Source organism: Ochrobactrum soli, assembly GCF_003664555.1.
Lineage (GTDB): Bacteria > Pseudomonadota > Alphaproteobacteria > Rhizobiales > Rhizobiaceae > Brucella > Brucella teleogrylli.
Map to the genome: position 1 here is coordinate 164,184 of NZ_RCHH01000002.1, position 16,004 is coordinate 180,187.

Consider the following 16,004-nt stretch of genomic DNA (forward strand, 5'->3'; position numbering starts at 1 on the left):
TGACGCAACATTTAGGCACCACTCATGCAGATAATTGATGTGGCGATCAATCCGGCTGATCGGGCGGCAGGGTGCCTTCAATCTTTCTGATCCAGTCAACCAGAGGCCGCGCGCGCTCGACAAAGTCAACCAGCCGGTCCGCAAGCGCTACCTCAGTGATGCTGTCCGGATCGATCTCCATGCGCACGGCGAAATGGCGATTGCGAATCGCCTCCACGAGATCGGGTTCCGTCACGCTTTCAAAGCCGCGTGGCGTCCGTTTCAGGCGGTCGTTACTGCTGATCTGCAAGCCGTTCTTTTTCAGCTTTGCGACCACGGCGCGATATTCTTGGGGCTTCTCGGAAATCGCTTTGCGGATGGCCAGCAGAAGCTTCGGTTTTGGCCCCCACCAGGCAACACCGGCATAGCAATCGCGCACGCCGGGCAGACCGATGCAGACATAAAAACAGCCGCTTTCGTCCCATTTGGTACCGGAGCGTGAAAGCAGCGCCGAAAGGTGCCGGTTATAGGGCGCTTTGTCCTTGGAAAACCGCGTATCGCGCTTGATGCGGAACTGCGATTTGACGCGGTCGCCCTTGAAGCCAAGCCCCGCTTTTTCAAAGCGTGCGCTCAGTTCTTCAATCAGATCGCCAAGCGGCTCTTTCAGGTGTTCCTCAAAGAGATCCTTGTTCTCCACAAACCATTCCCGGTTCTGGTGGAAATCGAGCGCCTTCAAAAATGGAATAGCCTTGTCGCCAAACCCCTTGAACGGTGCCATTCGATCAGCCCTCCCCGACGAGCGTGAACCAGGCGTCTTCATCGATGACTTCGATGCCAAGCTCTGCGGCTTTTGCGAGCTTGGAGCCAGCACCCGGACCCGCCACCACAAGATCGGTTTTCTTGGAGACGGAACCGGCGGTCTTCGCGCCGTAGCGCTCCGCCATGGCCTTGGCCTCGTCGCGGGACATGCGTTCCAGACTGCCGGTAAACACCACCGTCTTGCCTTCCACCGGCGAGCCGGTGGCGACACGCGCCGCTTCGTCAAGCGGGGTCACTTCCGCCAGAAGAGCGGCCAGCACGTCGCGATTATGCGGCTCACCGTAAAAATCCACCACCGCTTCCGCCACGATGGAGCCGATGCCCTCGACGGCCAGCATATCCTGCCAGGCATCATTACCCTTGTCGGTGCGGTCGCCACCTTTGGGAGGCTGAGCTTCCAGAGCCGCTTTCTCAAAAGCGGCATAGGAAAGATAAGCGCGTGCAAAACGCTTAGCGTTGACTTCGCCGACATGGCGGATACCGAGGCCGAACAGGAAGCGGCTCAGCGCAATTTCACGGCGGTCATTGATCGCGTCATAGAGCTTCTTCACCGAAGTTGCTCCAAAACCCTCGATGTTTTCGAGCTTCTTCAGAGGCGATGCAGCCTGACGCTTTTGCAGCGTGAAAATATCGGCAGGCGATTTGATCTTCAGGTTTTCATCTTCGGCATGGAAGAAGAACTCGACCTGCTTTTCGCCGAGACCCTCAATGTCGAAGGCATTGCGCGACACGAAATGGCGAATACGCTCAACGGCCTGCGCAGCGCAGGTCAGCCCGCCCGTGCAACGATAGACGGCCTCGCCTTCCTCGCGCACGGCATGACTGCCGCAGACCGGGCACTGGTGCGGGAATGGAAATGGCACCGCACCGGCGGGCCGCTTTTCCAGCACCACATCGACGATCTGCGGAATGACATCGCCAGCGCGCTGCACGATCACCGTATCGCCGATGCGAATGTCGCGCCCTTCGCGGATCGGCTCGCCCTTCTGGCCGATGCCCTTGATGTAATCCTCATTGTGCAGCGTGGCATTGGTCACCACCACGCCGCCGACGGTGATCGGCTCCAGTCGCGCTACTGGCGTCATCGCACCGGTGCGCCCGACCTGAATATCGATGCCGCGCAGAATGGTGGTCGCCTGTTCCGCCGGGAACTTATGCGCAATCGCCCAGCGCGGGCTGCGCGAGCGGAAACCAAGCCGCGTCTGAAGATCGAGCCGATTGACCTTATAGACCACGCCATCGATATCGTAGTCGAGATTGGGGCGCTCCAGACCAATGGCACGGTAATGGGCGATCAGTTCATCGACGCTCGACAGGCGCTTCATCAGCGGATTGACGGGGAAACCCCAGCTGCGAAAAGCCTCGACCATGCCAAGCTGCGTATCGGCTGGCATATCGGACATCTCGCCCCAGGCATAAGCGAAGAAGCGGAGCTTGCGGCTTGCCGTCACCTTGGCGTCAAGTTGGCGCAGCGAACCAGCCGCCGTGTTGCGCGGGTTCACATAGGTCTGCTTGCCTTCGGCTTCCATTTGGGCGTTGAGCGCCAGAAAGTCGCTCTTGGCCATATAGACCTCCCCGCGCACTTCCACCACCGATGGCGCGCCCGCCGGGAGCCGGTTTGGGATCTCGCCGATGGTGCGGATATTGGCGGTCACGTTTTCGCCCGTCGTACCGTCGCCGCGCGTTGCGCCGCTGACCAGAACACCGTTTTCATAGCGGATCGACATGGAAAGCCCGTCGATCTTCGGCTCGGCGGTAAAGGCGATGGAATTGTCCGGCAATTGCCCCAGAAACCGATAGACGCTGCCGACGAAATCGCGCACGTCCTCGTCCGAAAAGGCATTGTCCAGCGACAGCATGGGCCGCGAATGCACGATAGGTGCAAAAGTCGCCAGCAGAGGCGCTGCGCCCACACGGCGCGAAGGGCTGTCATCGCGCACCAGTTTCGGGAAACGCGCTTCTATCGCCTCATTACGCCGCTTTAGCGCGTCATAATCGGCATCCGAAATCTCCGGCCTGTCATTGGCATGATAAAGCTCATCGTGATGAGCAATCTCACGCGCCAGTCGCTCCAGTTCGGCAGCAGCTTCAAGGTCGGTCAGTTTTTCAACGGGAGTTTCGGACATATGCGACAAGCATCCTGGCTATCTGAATCGACCAGAAACATATCCAAGAAAAGTCATTTAGCCTACAGCCGCCTGACTTTACGAACAGAGGATACTGCCAGATAGCTGTCAGGAGGCCAGAGCGCTGTTTTCCGCGAGCAGTCGCTCCGCCGCCGCGCGCGCCTCATCGGTGATGCTGGCACCGGCGAGCATACGGGCGATTTCTTCCTGACGCTCATCCACGCCGATGGACCGGATCGATGTCGACATGCGGTCTTCATGGGTCGCAGATTTGGCAATCAGGAAATGCGTCGATGCACGGGCCGCCACCTGCGGTGCATGGGTGACCGAAAGCACCTGCACCCGCGACGACAGCCGCGCCAGACGTTGGCCGATGGCATCCGCCACGGCACCGCCCACACCCGTATCGATTTCGTCAAAAACCAGCGTCGGCGCGGAACCGCGATCCGCCAGCGCCACCTTCAGCGCCAGAAGAAAACGCGACAGCTCGCCGCCGGAAGCAACCTTCATCATCGGACCGGCGCGCGTGCCCGGATTGGTGCGCACCCAGTATTCCACCGTATCGATGCCTTCGGCAGCGCGCGCTTGCGGGTCGGTGATCATCTCCACGAGGAACTCGGCGCGTTCCAGCTTGAGCGCGGGCAGTTCCGCCATGACGGCAGTTTTCAGATGCTCCGCCGTATCCTTGCGCCGGGCGGACAATTCCGCCGCCGCCGCGTCATAGGCAGCGCGTGTCTCGGTCGCCTGCGCTTCAAGTTGCACCAGCTTTTCCGCGCCTGCGTCCAACTCGGCTAGATCGGCGTCCATCTTGTCGCGCAGCGCAGGCAAGCCTTCCACAGCGACCGAATATTTGCGCGCAGCCGCACGCAGCGCGAACAGGCGCTCTTCCACCTGTTCCAGCACGCGCGGATCGAAATCGATCTCCCGCATGGCGTGGTCGATGCCGTCCTGCGCTAGAGCCAGACTGTTCAGTGCTTCATCGATGGCTTTGCAGACCGGCTCCAGCAGATGCGGCGCTTCCGGGATTTTACGTTCCAGACGGCGCACCAGACTTGCCAGTGTCGGCACTGGCGAACCATTGCCTGACAGAAGCTCGCCCGCTTCGTTCACATCACCGGCGATCTTTTCGGATTTCATCATCACCGCGCGACGTTCGGCGAGTTCGTCTTCCTCGCCGGGCTGCGGATCAAGCTTGGTCAATTCTTCGACGGAAGAGCGCAGATAGTCACCTTCGCGCTCGGCTGCTTCCACGCGAGCGCGATGACGCGACAAGGCGGTTTCCGCATCGCGCCACGCCTTGTGCCGTTCGCGCACCACGACCGCCTCGGCGTCGAGACCGCCGAAAGCATCCAGCAATGTCCGGTGCAGATCGGTATCGATCAGCGCACGGTCATCATGCTGGCCGTGGATTTCCACCAGCCTGCGACCCAGATCGCGCAACAGTGCAACGCTTGCCGCCTGATCGTTGATGAAGACGCGCGTGCGCCCATCGCCCATCTGGAGGCGACGCAGGATGACGTCGCCGTCATCGTCAAAACCATTTTCGCGAAGGAAAAGTCGGGCCGGATGACCGCCCGGCACATCGAATACCGCCGTCACCTGCCCCTGATCCGCCCCGTGGCGAACCAGTGAAGCGTCGCCACGCGCACCGAGCGCCAGCGACAGCGAATCAAGCAGGATGGATTTACCGGCGCCGGTCTCGCCCGTCAGCACGGACAAGCCGGTCTTGAACTCGATGTCGAGCCTTTCAATCAGGACAATATCGCGGATCGAGAGGTGCGACAGCATGTCGGGCTCAAACTGTTATGAACCGCCGCCCGTGATGAGCGACGAAGCCTTGGCCAGCCATGAGCCACCGTTTTCGCGTGGTTCCAGACCACCGCTCTGCAAGAGCTTGTAGCTGTCCTTGTACCACTGGCTGTCCGGAAAATTCTTGCCGAGGACGGAAGCGGCCATCTGGGCTTCCGAGGTCAGGCCGAGCGCATAATAGGCTTCGACCAGACGCGCCAGCGCTTCTTCCACCTGACGGGTGTTGGAATATTCCTCGACCACGCCGCGGAATCGCTTGATGGCGGCCAGATATTCCTTGCGTTCCAGATAATAGCGGCCGACCTGCATTTCCTTGCCGGCGAGCTGATCGCGGGCGAAGCGGATCTTGGCCTTCGCATCGTCGGTATATTCCGAATCCGGGAAGCGATCGACCACTTCCTGCATCGCGGCGATGGCGCGGCGGCTGGCAGCCTGATCGCGTGTCACGTCCGGAATCTGACGGAAGTAGGAAAGACCGATGATGTAATAAGCGTAAGCCGATTCGGGCGATGTCGGGTAAAGCGTGTTGTAACGCTTCGCCATGCTGATCGCTTCTTCGTAGTTACCCTTGCGGTAATTGGTGAAGGCAGCCATCACGAGCGCCTTGCGTGCCCATTCCGTATAGGGATGCTGGCGGTCGATGGCAGCGAACTTCTTGGAGGCTTCGTCGAGACGGCCTGCATCCAGATTGGCCAGACCTTCATTATAGAGCTTGTCGGCAGGATCGATCGTCTCAACATACTTGGTGAGATCGATATCGTCGTCCTTGCTGGCACAACCGGCGAGCGGGATAAGAACGGCGATAGCGCCAGTCAACAGCGCAGTTTTCGTCACACCCGTGAATTTGAAACTCGTCATGCGGTCTCCGGCCTTCTGGCAGCGTCATTCCTGTTTGAAGCAACGTGCGCGCTTGTAGCATTGCAACCGTGCTTCATCCATCCAAATCATTCAACTTTGGCAAAGATTAAACAATGCCAAGGCTGTTTTGGCCGTCCATAAACCACATGCAGGCGCAATCGTCTAGCTCTACAATCGCCAGATTTTGGCCGAAACACTGTCCGGACGGCTCCTTCGCATCCTGTGAACCGTGAAGATTGGTCCCCTGATCGACCCGCCGCAAAACGGAAGGCGACTCGCATCGCAATGGTGAACCGGTGAACACGGCTCAATTAAGGCCGTGCGCCGGGATCATCCAAATTATTGTGGACGATGCTGCGAGAGGTTTAAAGCGCCCAGGGTGCCGCGATATTCGGCTTCACCGCAACGAAATCCGAGCTCTTCGCATTGCGACGCACGCCGGATGCCTCAACGATATCGAAAGCGCTCTTGTCGGCGAGAAGCGCCTTCACCGTCTCTGCATTCAGGCGATGACCGCTGCGATAGGACCGGAAGCAGCCGATAAACGGCAGACCGGCGAGCGCCAGATCACCCACCGCATCCAGCGTCTTGTGACGTACGAACTCGTCCTTGAAGCGCAGACCACCCGGATTGATGACCGAATTGTCGTCGCCGATGACCAGAGAATTGTCGAGCGATGAGCCCAGCGCATGACCGGAGGCCCAAAGACGCTCCACATCCTTCATGAAGCCAAAGGTGCGTGCAGTGGAAATTTCCTTGCGGAACACCGCCTCGTCCATGTCATTGGCAAATTTCTGACGACCGATCAGCGGGCATTCGAAATCGATCTCCACTTCAAACCGCGTGCCGGAGAACGGGCGGAACTCGCCCCAGGAGCCACCGGCTTCCACACGAACCGTCTTGAGAATACGGATGAAACGGCGCTTGGCCTGCTGCGTGACAATGCCCGCCTCATCGAGCGCTTCGATGAAGCGCGCCGAGGTGCCATCAAGAATAGGCACTTCCGGGCCATCAACCTCGACAATCAGATTGTCGATGCCAAGCGCTGCAATAGCGGCCATCAGATGCTCGACCGTATCGATCTTCGCTTCTTTCGGTCCAAGCGAGGTGCACAGGTCAGTCGCGCCGATTTCCGAAACATGGGCACGGATTTCGCGCGCGCTGGTTTTCAGGTCCGAGCGCTGGAAGACAATACCCGTATCCGCATCGGCAGGAAGAAACGTGGCCGAAGCCGGAGCGCCACCATGGACACCCACACCGGAGAGGGTCACCGCACGACCAATTGTCTTCTGATAAGCGCTCAAGACTGTTCCAATCTATTCATAATCAAGAATATACGCGCAGGCGTAAACAGGCCGCACTTGCTCGCTGGCGTACCCTGCTCCCGCAATCGCACATCTAATCCTCAAACGGATTAATCTGTTAGATATGGCAAAATTAGCGGCAGGGAAGACAAAAAGAATCACAACCCGTGTGAGCCCCAAAACAACCGACCACATATAAAATAGTGAGCCGGAACGTTCGGACAAAATCACGCTTTCTTACGCTCTATTACCATAAAAGCCGTTTTATTCCAGCATTTCCCGCAAAATACAAAAAGCCCACCTGAGACAGGCGGGCTTTCTGAAATTTTATGTCGGTGTTCGATCAGTTCGACTGACGGCGCAGGAAGGCCGGGATTTCGAGCTGGTCGTCTTCCGAAGCTGCACGCGGCTGCGGGCGGCCCTGATCATCGAGCTGGCCACGACGCGGTGCGTAGATCGAGCCGTCCTGCTGCATCGGGCGGCGTTCAGCCGGACGCATGCCGGGTTCGCGATGCTGCGCAGGCTCCAGACGGGCTGCAGGCTGCTCTTCTTCACGACGCGACAGACCGTGGGTCAGGCGCTTGAGAAGGCTCATCGGGCCGCGTGGCTCTTCCTGAGCAGGCTGTGGCTGCTGCGGAGCGCGACGGGCGGCGATTTCAGCCTGTGCAACCGGCGGGAAATCCGAAACGGCTGGCATACGTGGAGCCGGGCGCGGTTCGCGGGCCGGTTCTGCATGCATCTGCTGCGGCTGCTGGTAAGCCTGCGGCTGAGCGGCCTGAGCAGCGTGAGCCTGAGGCATCGGTGCGCGAGCAACCGGTGCGCGTTCGAAGGCTTCCGGTGCAGGTGCCTGGAAAATGCGGCTCTGCGGACGGAAATCAGGCTCTGCGGATGCAGCAGGTGCGGCTGGCGCAGCTGCAATCGGCATATCGACTTCGGCAGACTGGATTGCCTGCGCAATCGGGTCAGCCTGACGCGGCTGTTCAACGACCGGAGGACGCAGAGCGCCATGCGGAGCCATAGGCTTGGCCTGCGAGGTCGGCTGCTTTACTGGCTGGCGAAATTCCAGCGGCGCAGGCGCCGCATCTCCGATCTGCTTGTCGATGCCGGTAGCAACCACGGATACACGAATGACGCCTTCGAGACCTTCGTCGAAGGTTGCGCCGAGGATGATGTTTGCTTCCGGATCAACTTCTTCACGGATACGCGTTGCAGCTTCGTCGACTTCGAACAGGGTCATGTCGCGACCGCCGGTGATCGAAATCAGCAGGCCCTTGGCGCCACGCATCGAGGTTTCGTCGAGCAGCGGGTTGGCGATGGCAGCTTCGGCGGCAGCCATTGCGCGGCCTTCGCCGGAAGCTTCGCCGGTGCCCATCATCGCCTTGCCCATTTCGCGCATGACCGAGCGAACGTCAGCAAAGTCGAGGTTGATGAGGCCTTCCTTGACCATCAGATCGGTGATGCAGGCAACACCCGAATAGAGCACCTGATCGGCCATCGCGAAAGCGTCGGCGAAGGTGGTCTTGTCATTGGCAATGCGGAAGAGGTTCTGGTTCGGAATGACGATAAGCGTATCGACGTTCTTCTGCAGTTCTTCGATGCCGAGATCGGCCGTCTTCATGCGGCGCGCACCTTCGAAATGGAAAGGCTTGGTCACGACGCCGACGGTCAGGATACCGCGTTCACGTGCTGCGCGGGCAACAACTGGAGCTGCGCCGGTGCCGGTGCCGCCCCCCATGCCTGCGGTGACGAAGCACATATGCGTGCCATTGAGGTGATCGACGATTTCGTCGATGCATTCTTCAGCAGCGGCACGACCGACTTCGGGCTGGGAACCTGCGCCGAGACCTTCCGTCACGGCAGCGCCGAGCTGGATGATGCGGTCGGACTTCGACATGGTCAAAGCCTGCGCGTCGGTGTTGGCCACAACAAAATCCACACCGCGAAGACCGGCATTGATCATGTTGTTGACTGCATTGCCGCCGCCACCGCCGACACCGAAAACGGTGATGCGGGGCTTCAGCTCGGTGATGTCCGGCTTTTGCAGATTGATAGTCATTGGTCCTTGTTCCTCTTAAAGCCCGTCACCGCTTTTCGCCGCTGCGGTGCTGATTGGTTGTTACCCAGATGGTCACGTCCCGGAAAATTCGACTGTTCACTCAAAGATCGGTTACTCAGAAACTCTCCCTCAGCCATTGGCTGACACGTTGAATGCGCCCACCCGTACCGGTCATAAGACCGGAGGAAGCTGCTTTTACCGACCGCTCTTCTATCCCGGCCACCTGCGGGTAGATCAGAAGTCCGACGGTCGCGGCAAAAGCTGCCCCCTTAGCCGCCTCAGGCAATCCCGCTATTCCTAGAGGACGCCCGATTCGTACATTTCTTGCAAGGATTCGTCTGGCGGCCTCCGGCATGCCCGGCAATTGGCTTGCGCCGCCGGTCAAAACCACACGCTTGCCGACAATGTGTCCGAGACCCGACTGGTTCAGCCTGTCGCGAACCAGTTCCAGCGTTTCTTCCACTCTTGCGCGGATAATCCGCGTCAAAACCGACCGCGGATACTGATTGGGTACATCACGCTCGTCGTCGCCAATTGGCGAGACGGAGATGAGATCGCGGTCGTCGGCAGCGCTTGGCAGCGCCGAGCCATACATGACCTTCAGGCGTTCGGCGTCTTCCATGCGAGTGGAGAAACCGCGCGCCACATCCATCGTGACGTGATTGCCGCCGATGGCAACTGCATCGGCGTGAATGAATTTGCCTTCGGAGAAGACAGAGATCGTCGTGGTGCCGCCACCCATGTCGATGCAGGCCGCACCCATTTCGGCTTCATCGCCGACCAGAGCAGACAGACCGCTTGCATAAGGCGTCGCAACAATGGCCTCGACCGACAGATGGCAGCGATTGATGCAAAGCTCGAGATTGCGCAGCGGAGCGGCATCAGCCGTCAGCACATGCATGTCAACGCCGAGGCTGTCGCCCAGCATGCCCTGCGGGTCGCGAACGCCGCGCTCGCCATCGAGCGTGTAGCCGATCGGCAGCGAGTGAACGAGGTGACGTTCAGCGGCCAGAGCCTGTTTCGCGCCGGCTGCGAGAACGCGGCGAATATCGGTCTGTTCGACTTCATGACCGCCGAGATTCACGCTCGCGGTGAAGGTTTCGCTCTTGAGGCGACCGGCCGAAATATTCACGATCAGGCTATCGACGGTCAGACCGGCCATGCGCTCTGCGGCATCGACGGCGAGACGGATGGATTGTTCGGCGGCATCGAGATCGATGATCACGCCGGATTTCACGCCACGCGAACGCTGATGACCGATACCCAGCACTTCCATGCGGTGCGTGCGGCCTGGCAGAAGCGCGCCGCCTTCATGCGGACGCAACCTTGCGATGACGCAGGACACCTTGCTTGAGCCAACATCCAGAACCGTGAGCAGGCGCACTTTGCGCCCTGCAGTTCCGCCTTGAGATGATCCCTTACCGCCCAGAATACTCATACGCGCTTCCCCGTGCGGGCCAATTCTTTCTTACGCTCCGCCAGGAACTTCTGGCGCTGTTCCATACCGCTTGCCGTCAGCTGAACGGTCACACGATCATCCAGACGAAGATCGACCGCCATGATATCGCGGGTGAGAAGTTGCTTTTCCTCATCGAGTTTCTGGATTTGTGCGAGCGCTTTCAGCGGATCTTCCGCCGGGAGCATGATGCGCACGCCATTGTCCAGAAGAAGGTCCCAGCGACGGTCAGCGACGCGGATATAAGCGCGAACCTTGCCAGCCAGCGCCGGATAGTTTGCGACCTCGTCGACAAAGCCCTTAACGACCTTTTCAGCGCCGTCGCCAACCACAAGCGGCAGCGTGTTGTAACGCCCGGCGCGGAAAGGCACGATGGTGTCGCCTTCGGCATCGATCAGCGACAATTCCTTGTCGTTCTGCCAGATGGCGAAGGCCTGACGTTCATGCAACGCAACCTGAACCGTACCCGGATAAACCTTGCGCACTTCGGCGCTCTGCACCCATGGCAGCTGTGCGATGGCGGCGCGCGCTTCTTCAGCGTTCAGGCCGACCAGCGAAGTTTCGCCATCAAGGTTAAGCTGCCCAAGAATATCGATATCGGAGGTCTCGTGATTGCCGACGACCTTGACATCCTCGATGGCGAAACCGAGCGTCGAGGCCGTAGCCTTCACCACATCCTGCGAGTGACCGCCAACAACCATGCCGTAAATGCCGGTGGCGCCGAGGAAGCCCAGCATGCCAATGGTTCCGGCATGACGTGGAATGCTGACATTGCCCTGAAACAGACGGGCAGCGAAGCGAAACGGCTTGCGCAGAAAGCGCGGCAGGACGAATGCGACATTCATCGCCGATGCGTCTCGCATCGCGCCCGAGCGCCTATATCCATCATTTCTGCCGTTCAACGCAAACAAGACGCGTCCTCCACCATCCAACTCAACAATTCACCGAAAGAGATACCAGCCGCTTTGGCGATATCAGGCACGAGCGAGGTGGGCGTCATCCCCGGCTGGGTGTTAACTTCCAACCAGATAACTTCGCCTTCTTCTGAAAAACGATCATCGAAACGGAAGTCCGACCGGCTTACGCCCCGACACCCGATTGCCCGATGCGCCGTAAGGGCCATTGTTTGTATTTTTTGGTAAATATTTGGTAAAATTTTTGCCGGGCACACGTGAGTTGATGCGCCTGCAACATATTTTGAATCATAATCGTAGAACTGATGACCGACCGGAACGATCTCGCAGACATCCATGGCGCGGTCGCCCATCACGGCGCAGGTCAATTCGCGGCCAGCGATGTAGCTTTCAACCAGAACTTCGTCGCCATATTTCCAGTCCGCAGAGCCGATGATTTGCGGCGGATGGGTCTGGTCTTCCTTGACGATCACAACGCCAAAGCTTGAACCTTCACGCACCGGCTTGACCACATAAGGCGGCTCCATCGGATGTTCGGAACCGACATCGAAACGGTTCATCAGACGCGACGGCGCGACGGCCACGCCAGCCGCCGCAGCAACCTTCTTGGCGCGATCCTTATCCATGGCGAGCGCGGAAGCGAGAACGCCGGAATGGGTGTAGGGAATCTGGAGATATTCGAGGATGCCCTGAATGGCGCCATCCTCACCGAATGGGCCGTGCAGCGCATTGAAGGCGACATCAGGCTTCAGCTCGGCGAGAACACTGGCGACATTGCGATCCACATCGATGCGGGTCACACGGTAGCCGCGCTCTTCCAGGGTCGCCGAACAGGCCGCGCCGGACGACAGGCTGACAGGACGCTCGGAGGAGAACCCACCCATCAAAACGGCGACGTGTTTTCCCGTCATGTTAAGCATCCCCTCTGCGCAATCCCCTGCGCGGTGAATCAAGAACAGAGTCCGAGTAGCCCAGCGGCGCGGGCCGCAGACGTCCACGGCAGGAAAATCCTGCCGAATCAAATCACTGTGTGGTTAACCATAAAGAATCAGAGGATTGATTCCGTGACAAGACCCTATCAAAAGGGACGAACCTTACGCGTCGCTTGCGAAGGCAAAAAAGCCCGGAATTTCAGGCAGAAAATCCGGGCAATTTTTTTATTAAACTTTGCCGAGAAACTCTTCTACGCGCTCGCCGTCGCGGAACAAACCGAGACGCTTGATCTCCCAGTGGAGGCGAATCCCTGACGACTCAAAAACTTTTGCGCGAACTGTCTCGCCCAAAGTCTCCAGATCATGCCCGGTCGCAGTGCCGGTATTGATCATGAAATTGCAGTGCATCTCCGACATCTGGGCACCGCCGATACGCAATCCACGGCAGCCCGCCTTGTCGATTTCCTTCCAGGCAGACGTGCCTTCAGGATTCTTGAAAGTTGAGCCGCCAGTTTTTTCGCGCACAGGCTGCACCGTCTCACGGTGGTGCTGCACCTCGTCCATGGCGCGCTGGATATCCTCGCGGTCACCCGGAGCGCCCTCGAACAGCGCCGAGGTGAAGATCAGCTCCGGCGATACCGAAGAATGGCGATAGGCATAGCCCATATCGGCATTCGAAAGCACATGCAGTTCGCCCTTACGGTCGAGTGCGCGAACTTCCACAACGCGCTCGCGCGTTTCCACACCATTGGCGCCCGCATTCATGCGTAACGCCCCGCCGATGCCACCAGGAATGCCGTGGTAGAAATGGAAGCCCGTAAGGCCTGCCTCAAGCGCTGCCGCAGCTACGCGCTTGTCTGGTGTCGCTGTGCCTGCCCTGAGCTGCGTTTCGGAAACGTGCTCGACCTCGCCAAACCCCTTTGCGGAAAGCCTGACGACAAAGCCGGGAACGCCCCCGTCACGCACGAGCAGATTGGAACCGATACCAACCACGAGGATCGGTATTTCTTCCGGCACTGCCTTCAGGAAATTCGACAGGTCTTCCTCGTCGGCGGGCTGGAACAGAACCTGTGCCGGTCCACCGGCACGAAACCAGGTGATCTTGTCCATGCCCGTATCGGGCGTCAGACGCCCGCGCAGGCCCGACAGCTTGCCGTCAAGCTTCTTCAGAAGCGCCTCGCCGCTTTCCATCGGGTGATAGTCCATTACTTCTTACCCTGTTCGGCGAGTTCCTTGGGCAACGCATAGGCCCATTGCGTGATATTGCCCGCGCCGAGGCAGACGACAAAGTCGCCCGGCTGCGCGATGGAGGCAACGAGCGGGGCCAGAGCTTCCGGCCCGCTGGCGTAGCGCGCATCGCGATGGCCCGCCGTCTTGATGCGGCTGACAAGCGTTTCGGAGTTCACGCCTTCGATAGGGTCTTCGCCCGCCGTATAGACCGGCGTGACGATGACCGTGTCGGCATCGTTGAAGCATGCGGCAAATTCGTCGAACAGGCTGTGCAGGCGGGTGTAGCGGTGTGGCTGCACAATGGCGATCACGCGACCACCTGCCTGAGTTGTTGCGTCGCGTGCGGCTTTCAGCACCGCGCGGATTTCCACTGGGTGATGGCCATAATCGTCGAAAATCTCGACGCCGTTCCACGAACCCGTATGGGTGAAGCGGCGCTTCACGCCACCGAATGAACCAAGGCCGCGACGGATATCGTCAGCGGAAATGCCCAGTTCATGTGCGACTGCGATCGCCGCCGTGGCGTTGGAAACATTGTGCAGGCCCGGCATCGGCAGGCGCAGATCCTTGATCTCGACGGCCTCGCCCTTGCGCGAACGGATGACCACGTCAAACAGGTTCGCCGCACCTTCCATGCGCTGATTGACAAAACGCACTTCCGCCTGCGGGTTCTGGCCATAGGTGATGATGCGGCGATCCTCGATGCGGCCCACAAGCGCCTGCACTTCCGGATGATCGAGGCACATGACGCCAAAACCGTAGAACGGCACATTCTCGACGAACTGCGCGAAAGCGGCGCGCACATTGTCGAAATTGCCGTAATGGTCGAGATGTTCCGGGTCGATATTGGTCACAACCGCGATATCGGCGGGCAGCTTGAGGAAGGTGCCGTCGCTTTCGTCGGCTTCCACCACCATCCAGTCGCCGTCGCCCATGCGGGCATTGGTGCCATAGGCATTGATGATACCGCCATTGATAACGGTCGGATCGAGATGCCCTGCATCCAGAAGCGCTGCCACCATGGAAGTGGTGGTCGTCTTGCCATGCGTGCCGCCAATGGCAACAGCGCGGCGGAAGCGCATCAGTTCGGCCAGCATTTCAGCGCGGCGCACGATGGGCAGCAGCTTTTCGCGCGCGGCAGCCAATTCCGGGTTGGTCTTCTTGATTGCGGTCGAAACGACGATGACTTCCGCGTCGCCGAGATTTTCAGCCTTATGGCCGACGAAAACCTCGATGCCCTTCTCGCGCAGACGCTGCACATTGGCGCTGTCCGACTGGTCCGAGCCTTGGACCTTGTATCCAAGATTATGCAGCACCTCGGCGATGCCACTCATGCCGATGCCGCCAATTCCGATGAAATGAACGAGCCCGATGTTCAGCGGCATTTTCATGGCCGAGTTCCTTCTTTGAATTCGTGAACTGATTTGCCAGTTGCAATAGCCTCTGCCAGATCGGCAAGCAACCGCGCAGCATCCGGCTTGCCGACGCTTTTTGCAGCTTTTGCCTGATTTTCGAGCCTTTCCGGCTCATTCATCGCCGATTGCAGGATTTGCGCGAGGCGTTCGGGCGAAAGCTCAGCCTGTCGCACGACCTCTCCGCCGCCTGCACGGCTAAGTGCTTCGGCATTGGCCGCCTGATCGTGATCAAGCGCATGGGGGAATGGCACCAGAATGGCCGGACGACCGATCACCGTTATTTCCGAAACCGTCGATGCGCCGGAGCGCGAAATCACGAAATGCGCATCCGCCATGCGTGCCGGCATATCGTTGAAGAACGGGGCCACATCGGCTGGAATGCCAAGCTTCTTGTAGGCCTCGCGCACGGAAGCTTCGTCTTCCTTGCGCGCCTGCTGGGTGATCAGAAGTCGCGCGCGTTCCTTCTCGGGCAGAAGAGCAACCGCAGCCGGTATCGCGTTTGAGAAGAACTGCGCACCCTGACTGCCGCCGAAAACCAAAAGACGAAACCGCTCGTCCGGCTTGGCTTGCTTGTAAGGCGTGGCGGCTGCCGCCAACACAGGCGGACGTACCGGATTGCCGGTCGTCACGGTTTTATCAGCAAAAGTTCCACCCGTTTCCGGCAGAAACCCGCCTGCAATCGCCTTGACGCGCCCCGCAAGGCCTTTGTTGGCGCGGCCCATCACGGCGTTCTGTTCATGCACCAGCGTCGGAATATGCATATTGCTGGCCGCATAAAGCGGCGGCAAGGTCGGGTAACCGCCGAAACCAGCGACAAGCTGCGGCTTCAAGCGGCGGAACAATTTGCGTGAATCGAGATTGCCCTGCCACAGCGACCAGAATGTTTTGAGCAGCGCAATCGGATTGCGGCCCGCAATGGTCGCGGAACGGATCACATGCACATGGCTTTCATCGAAAGCGCCTGCAAAACGCTGCGCCCGGGCATCGGTCGCCAGATGCACATCCCAGCCGCGTGACTTCAATTCATGCGCCAGCGCTTCCGCCGGAAAAAGATGGCCGCCCGTTCCCCCGGCGGCCAATACGATAACACCTTTAGCCATCAATCC

The 16,004-nt window shown here is 59.4% G+C and carries 12 protein-coding genes; all 12 read right to left on the reverse strand.

The window, feature by feature from the left end; genetic code table 11:
- Positions 1–46 precede the first annotated feature (46 nt).
- The 12 genes from D8666_RS04205 to murG all read right to left on the reverse strand — a co-directional run bounded on the left by D8666_RS04205 (position 47) and on the right by murG (position 15,998).
- Entirely contained in the window at positions 47–757 is a 711-nt protein-coding gene (locus tag D8666_RS04205) for a DUF2461 domain-containing protein (RefSeq protein WP_121536390.1), read from the reverse strand.
- 4 nt (positions 758–761) lie between these two features.
- Positions 762–2,924, reverse strand: a complete 2,163-nt coding sequence (gene ligA, locus D8666_RS04210) for an NAD-dependent DNA ligase LigA (RefSeq protein WP_121536392.1) — start codon at positions 2,922–2,924, stop codon at positions 762–764.
- A 108-nt stretch (positions 2,925–3,032) separates the two neighbouring features.
- On the reverse strand, positions 3,033–4,712 hold the full coding sequence (gene recN, locus D8666_RS04215; RefSeq protein WP_121536394.1) for a DNA repair protein RecN: 1,680 nt from the start codon (positions 4,710–4,712) through the stop codon (positions 3,033–3,035).
- 15 nt (positions 4,713–4,727) lie between these two features.
- Positions 4,728–5,591: an outer membrane protein assembly factor BamD gene (locus tag D8666_RS04220; RefSeq protein ID WP_109369405.1), complete on the reverse strand. Its 864-nt coding sequence runs from the start codon at positions 5,589–5,591 to the stop codon at positions 4,728–4,730.
- 365 nt (positions 5,592–5,956) lie between these two features.
- A complete protein-coding gene (gene lpxC, locus D8666_RS04225) occupies positions 5,957–6,895 on the reverse strand; it encodes a UDP-3-O-acyl-N-acetylglucosamine deacetylase (RefSeq protein ID WP_121536396.1) in 939 nt (312 codons plus the stop codon).
- Positions 6,896–7,238: 343 nt separating this feature from the next.
- Positions 7,239–8,951, reverse strand: a complete 1,713-nt coding sequence (gene ftsZ, locus D8666_RS04230; RefSeq protein WP_109369407.1) for a cell division protein FtsZ — start codon at positions 8,949–8,951, stop codon at positions 7,239–7,241.
- 115 nt (positions 8,952–9,066) lie between these two features.
- Entirely contained in the window at positions 9,067–10,389 is a 1,323-nt protein-coding gene (gene ftsA / locus D8666_RS04235) for a cell division protein FtsA (protein WP_109369408.1), read from the reverse strand.
- A complete protein-coding gene (locus D8666_RS04240) occupies positions 10,386–11,318 on the reverse strand; it encodes a cell division protein FtsQ/DivIB (RefSeq protein ID WP_109369409.1) in 933 nt (310 codons plus the stop codon). Before D8666_RS04240 ends, ftsA begins: the two co-directional genes overlap by 4 nt.
- Positions 11,306–12,232: a D-alanine--D-alanine ligase gene (locus tag D8666_RS04245; RefSeq protein WP_121536398.1), complete on the reverse strand. Its 927-nt coding sequence runs from the start codon at positions 12,230–12,232 to the stop codon at positions 11,306–11,308. The genes D8666_RS04240 and D8666_RS04245 overlap by 13 nt, the downstream gene beginning before the upstream one ends.
- A gap of 249 nt (positions 12,233–12,481) precedes the next feature.
- Positions 12,482–13,444, reverse strand: coding sequence for a UDP-N-acetylmuramate dehydrogenase (gene murB, locus D8666_RS04250; protein WP_121536622.1), 963 nt, complete (start codon positions 13,442–13,444; stop codon positions 12,482–12,484).
- A gap of 14 nt (positions 13,445–13,458) precedes the next feature.
- Entirely contained in the window at positions 13,459–14,874 is a 1,416-nt protein-coding gene (murC, locus tag D8666_RS04255) for a UDP-N-acetylmuramate--L-alanine ligase (RefSeq protein ID WP_121536400.1), read from the reverse strand.
- On the reverse strand, positions 14,871–15,998 hold the full coding sequence (gene murG / locus D8666_RS04260) for an undecaprenyldiphospho-muramoylpentapeptide beta-N-acetylglucosaminyltransferase (RefSeq protein WP_121536402.1): 1,128 nt from the start codon (positions 15,996–15,998) through the stop codon (positions 14,871–14,873). Before murG ends, murC begins: the two co-directional genes overlap by 4 nt.
- Positions 15,999–16,004: the final 6 nt, after the last annotated feature.

Bases quoted from the DNA above. Each gene is read 5' to 3' on its own strand.
- murG (WP_121536402.1), bottom strand. From the start codon at position 15,998: ATGGCTAAAGGTGTTATCGTATTGGCCGCCGGGGGAACGGGCGGCCAT.
- D8666_RS04245 (WP_121536398.1), bottom strand. From the start codon at position 12,232: ATGACGGGAAAACACGTCGCCGTTTTGATGGGTGGGTTCTCCTCCGAG.
- D8666_RS04220 (WP_109369405.1), bottom strand. From the start codon at position 5,591: ATGACGAGTTTCAAATTCACGGGTGTGACGAAAACTGCGCTGTTGACT.
- recN (WP_121536394.1), bottom strand. From the start codon at position 4,712: ATGCTGTCGCACCTCTCGATCCGCGATATTGTCCTGATTGAAAGGCTC.
- ligA (WP_121536392.1), bottom strand. From the start codon at position 2,924: ATGTCCGAAACTCCCGTTGAAAAACTGACCGACCTTGAAGCTGCTGCC.
- murB (WP_121536622.1), bottom strand. From the start codon at position 13,444: ATGGAAAGCGGCGAGGCGCTTCTGAAGAAGCTTGACGGCAAGCTGTCG.
- murC (WP_121536400.1), bottom strand. From the start codon at position 14,874: ATGAAAATGCCGCTGAACATCGGGCTCGTTCATTTCATCGGAATTGGC.
- ftsZ (WP_109369407.1), bottom strand. From the start codon at position 8,951: ATGACTATCAATCTGCAAAAGCCGGACATCACCGAGCTGAAGCCCCGC.
- ftsA (WP_109369408.1), bottom strand. From the start codon at position 10,389: ATGAGTATTCTGGGCGGTAAGGGATCATCTCAAGGCGGAACTGCAGGG.
- D8666_RS04205 (WP_121536390.1), bottom strand. From the start codon at position 757: ATGGCACCGTTCAAGGGGTTTGGCGACAAGGCTATTCCATTTTTGAAG.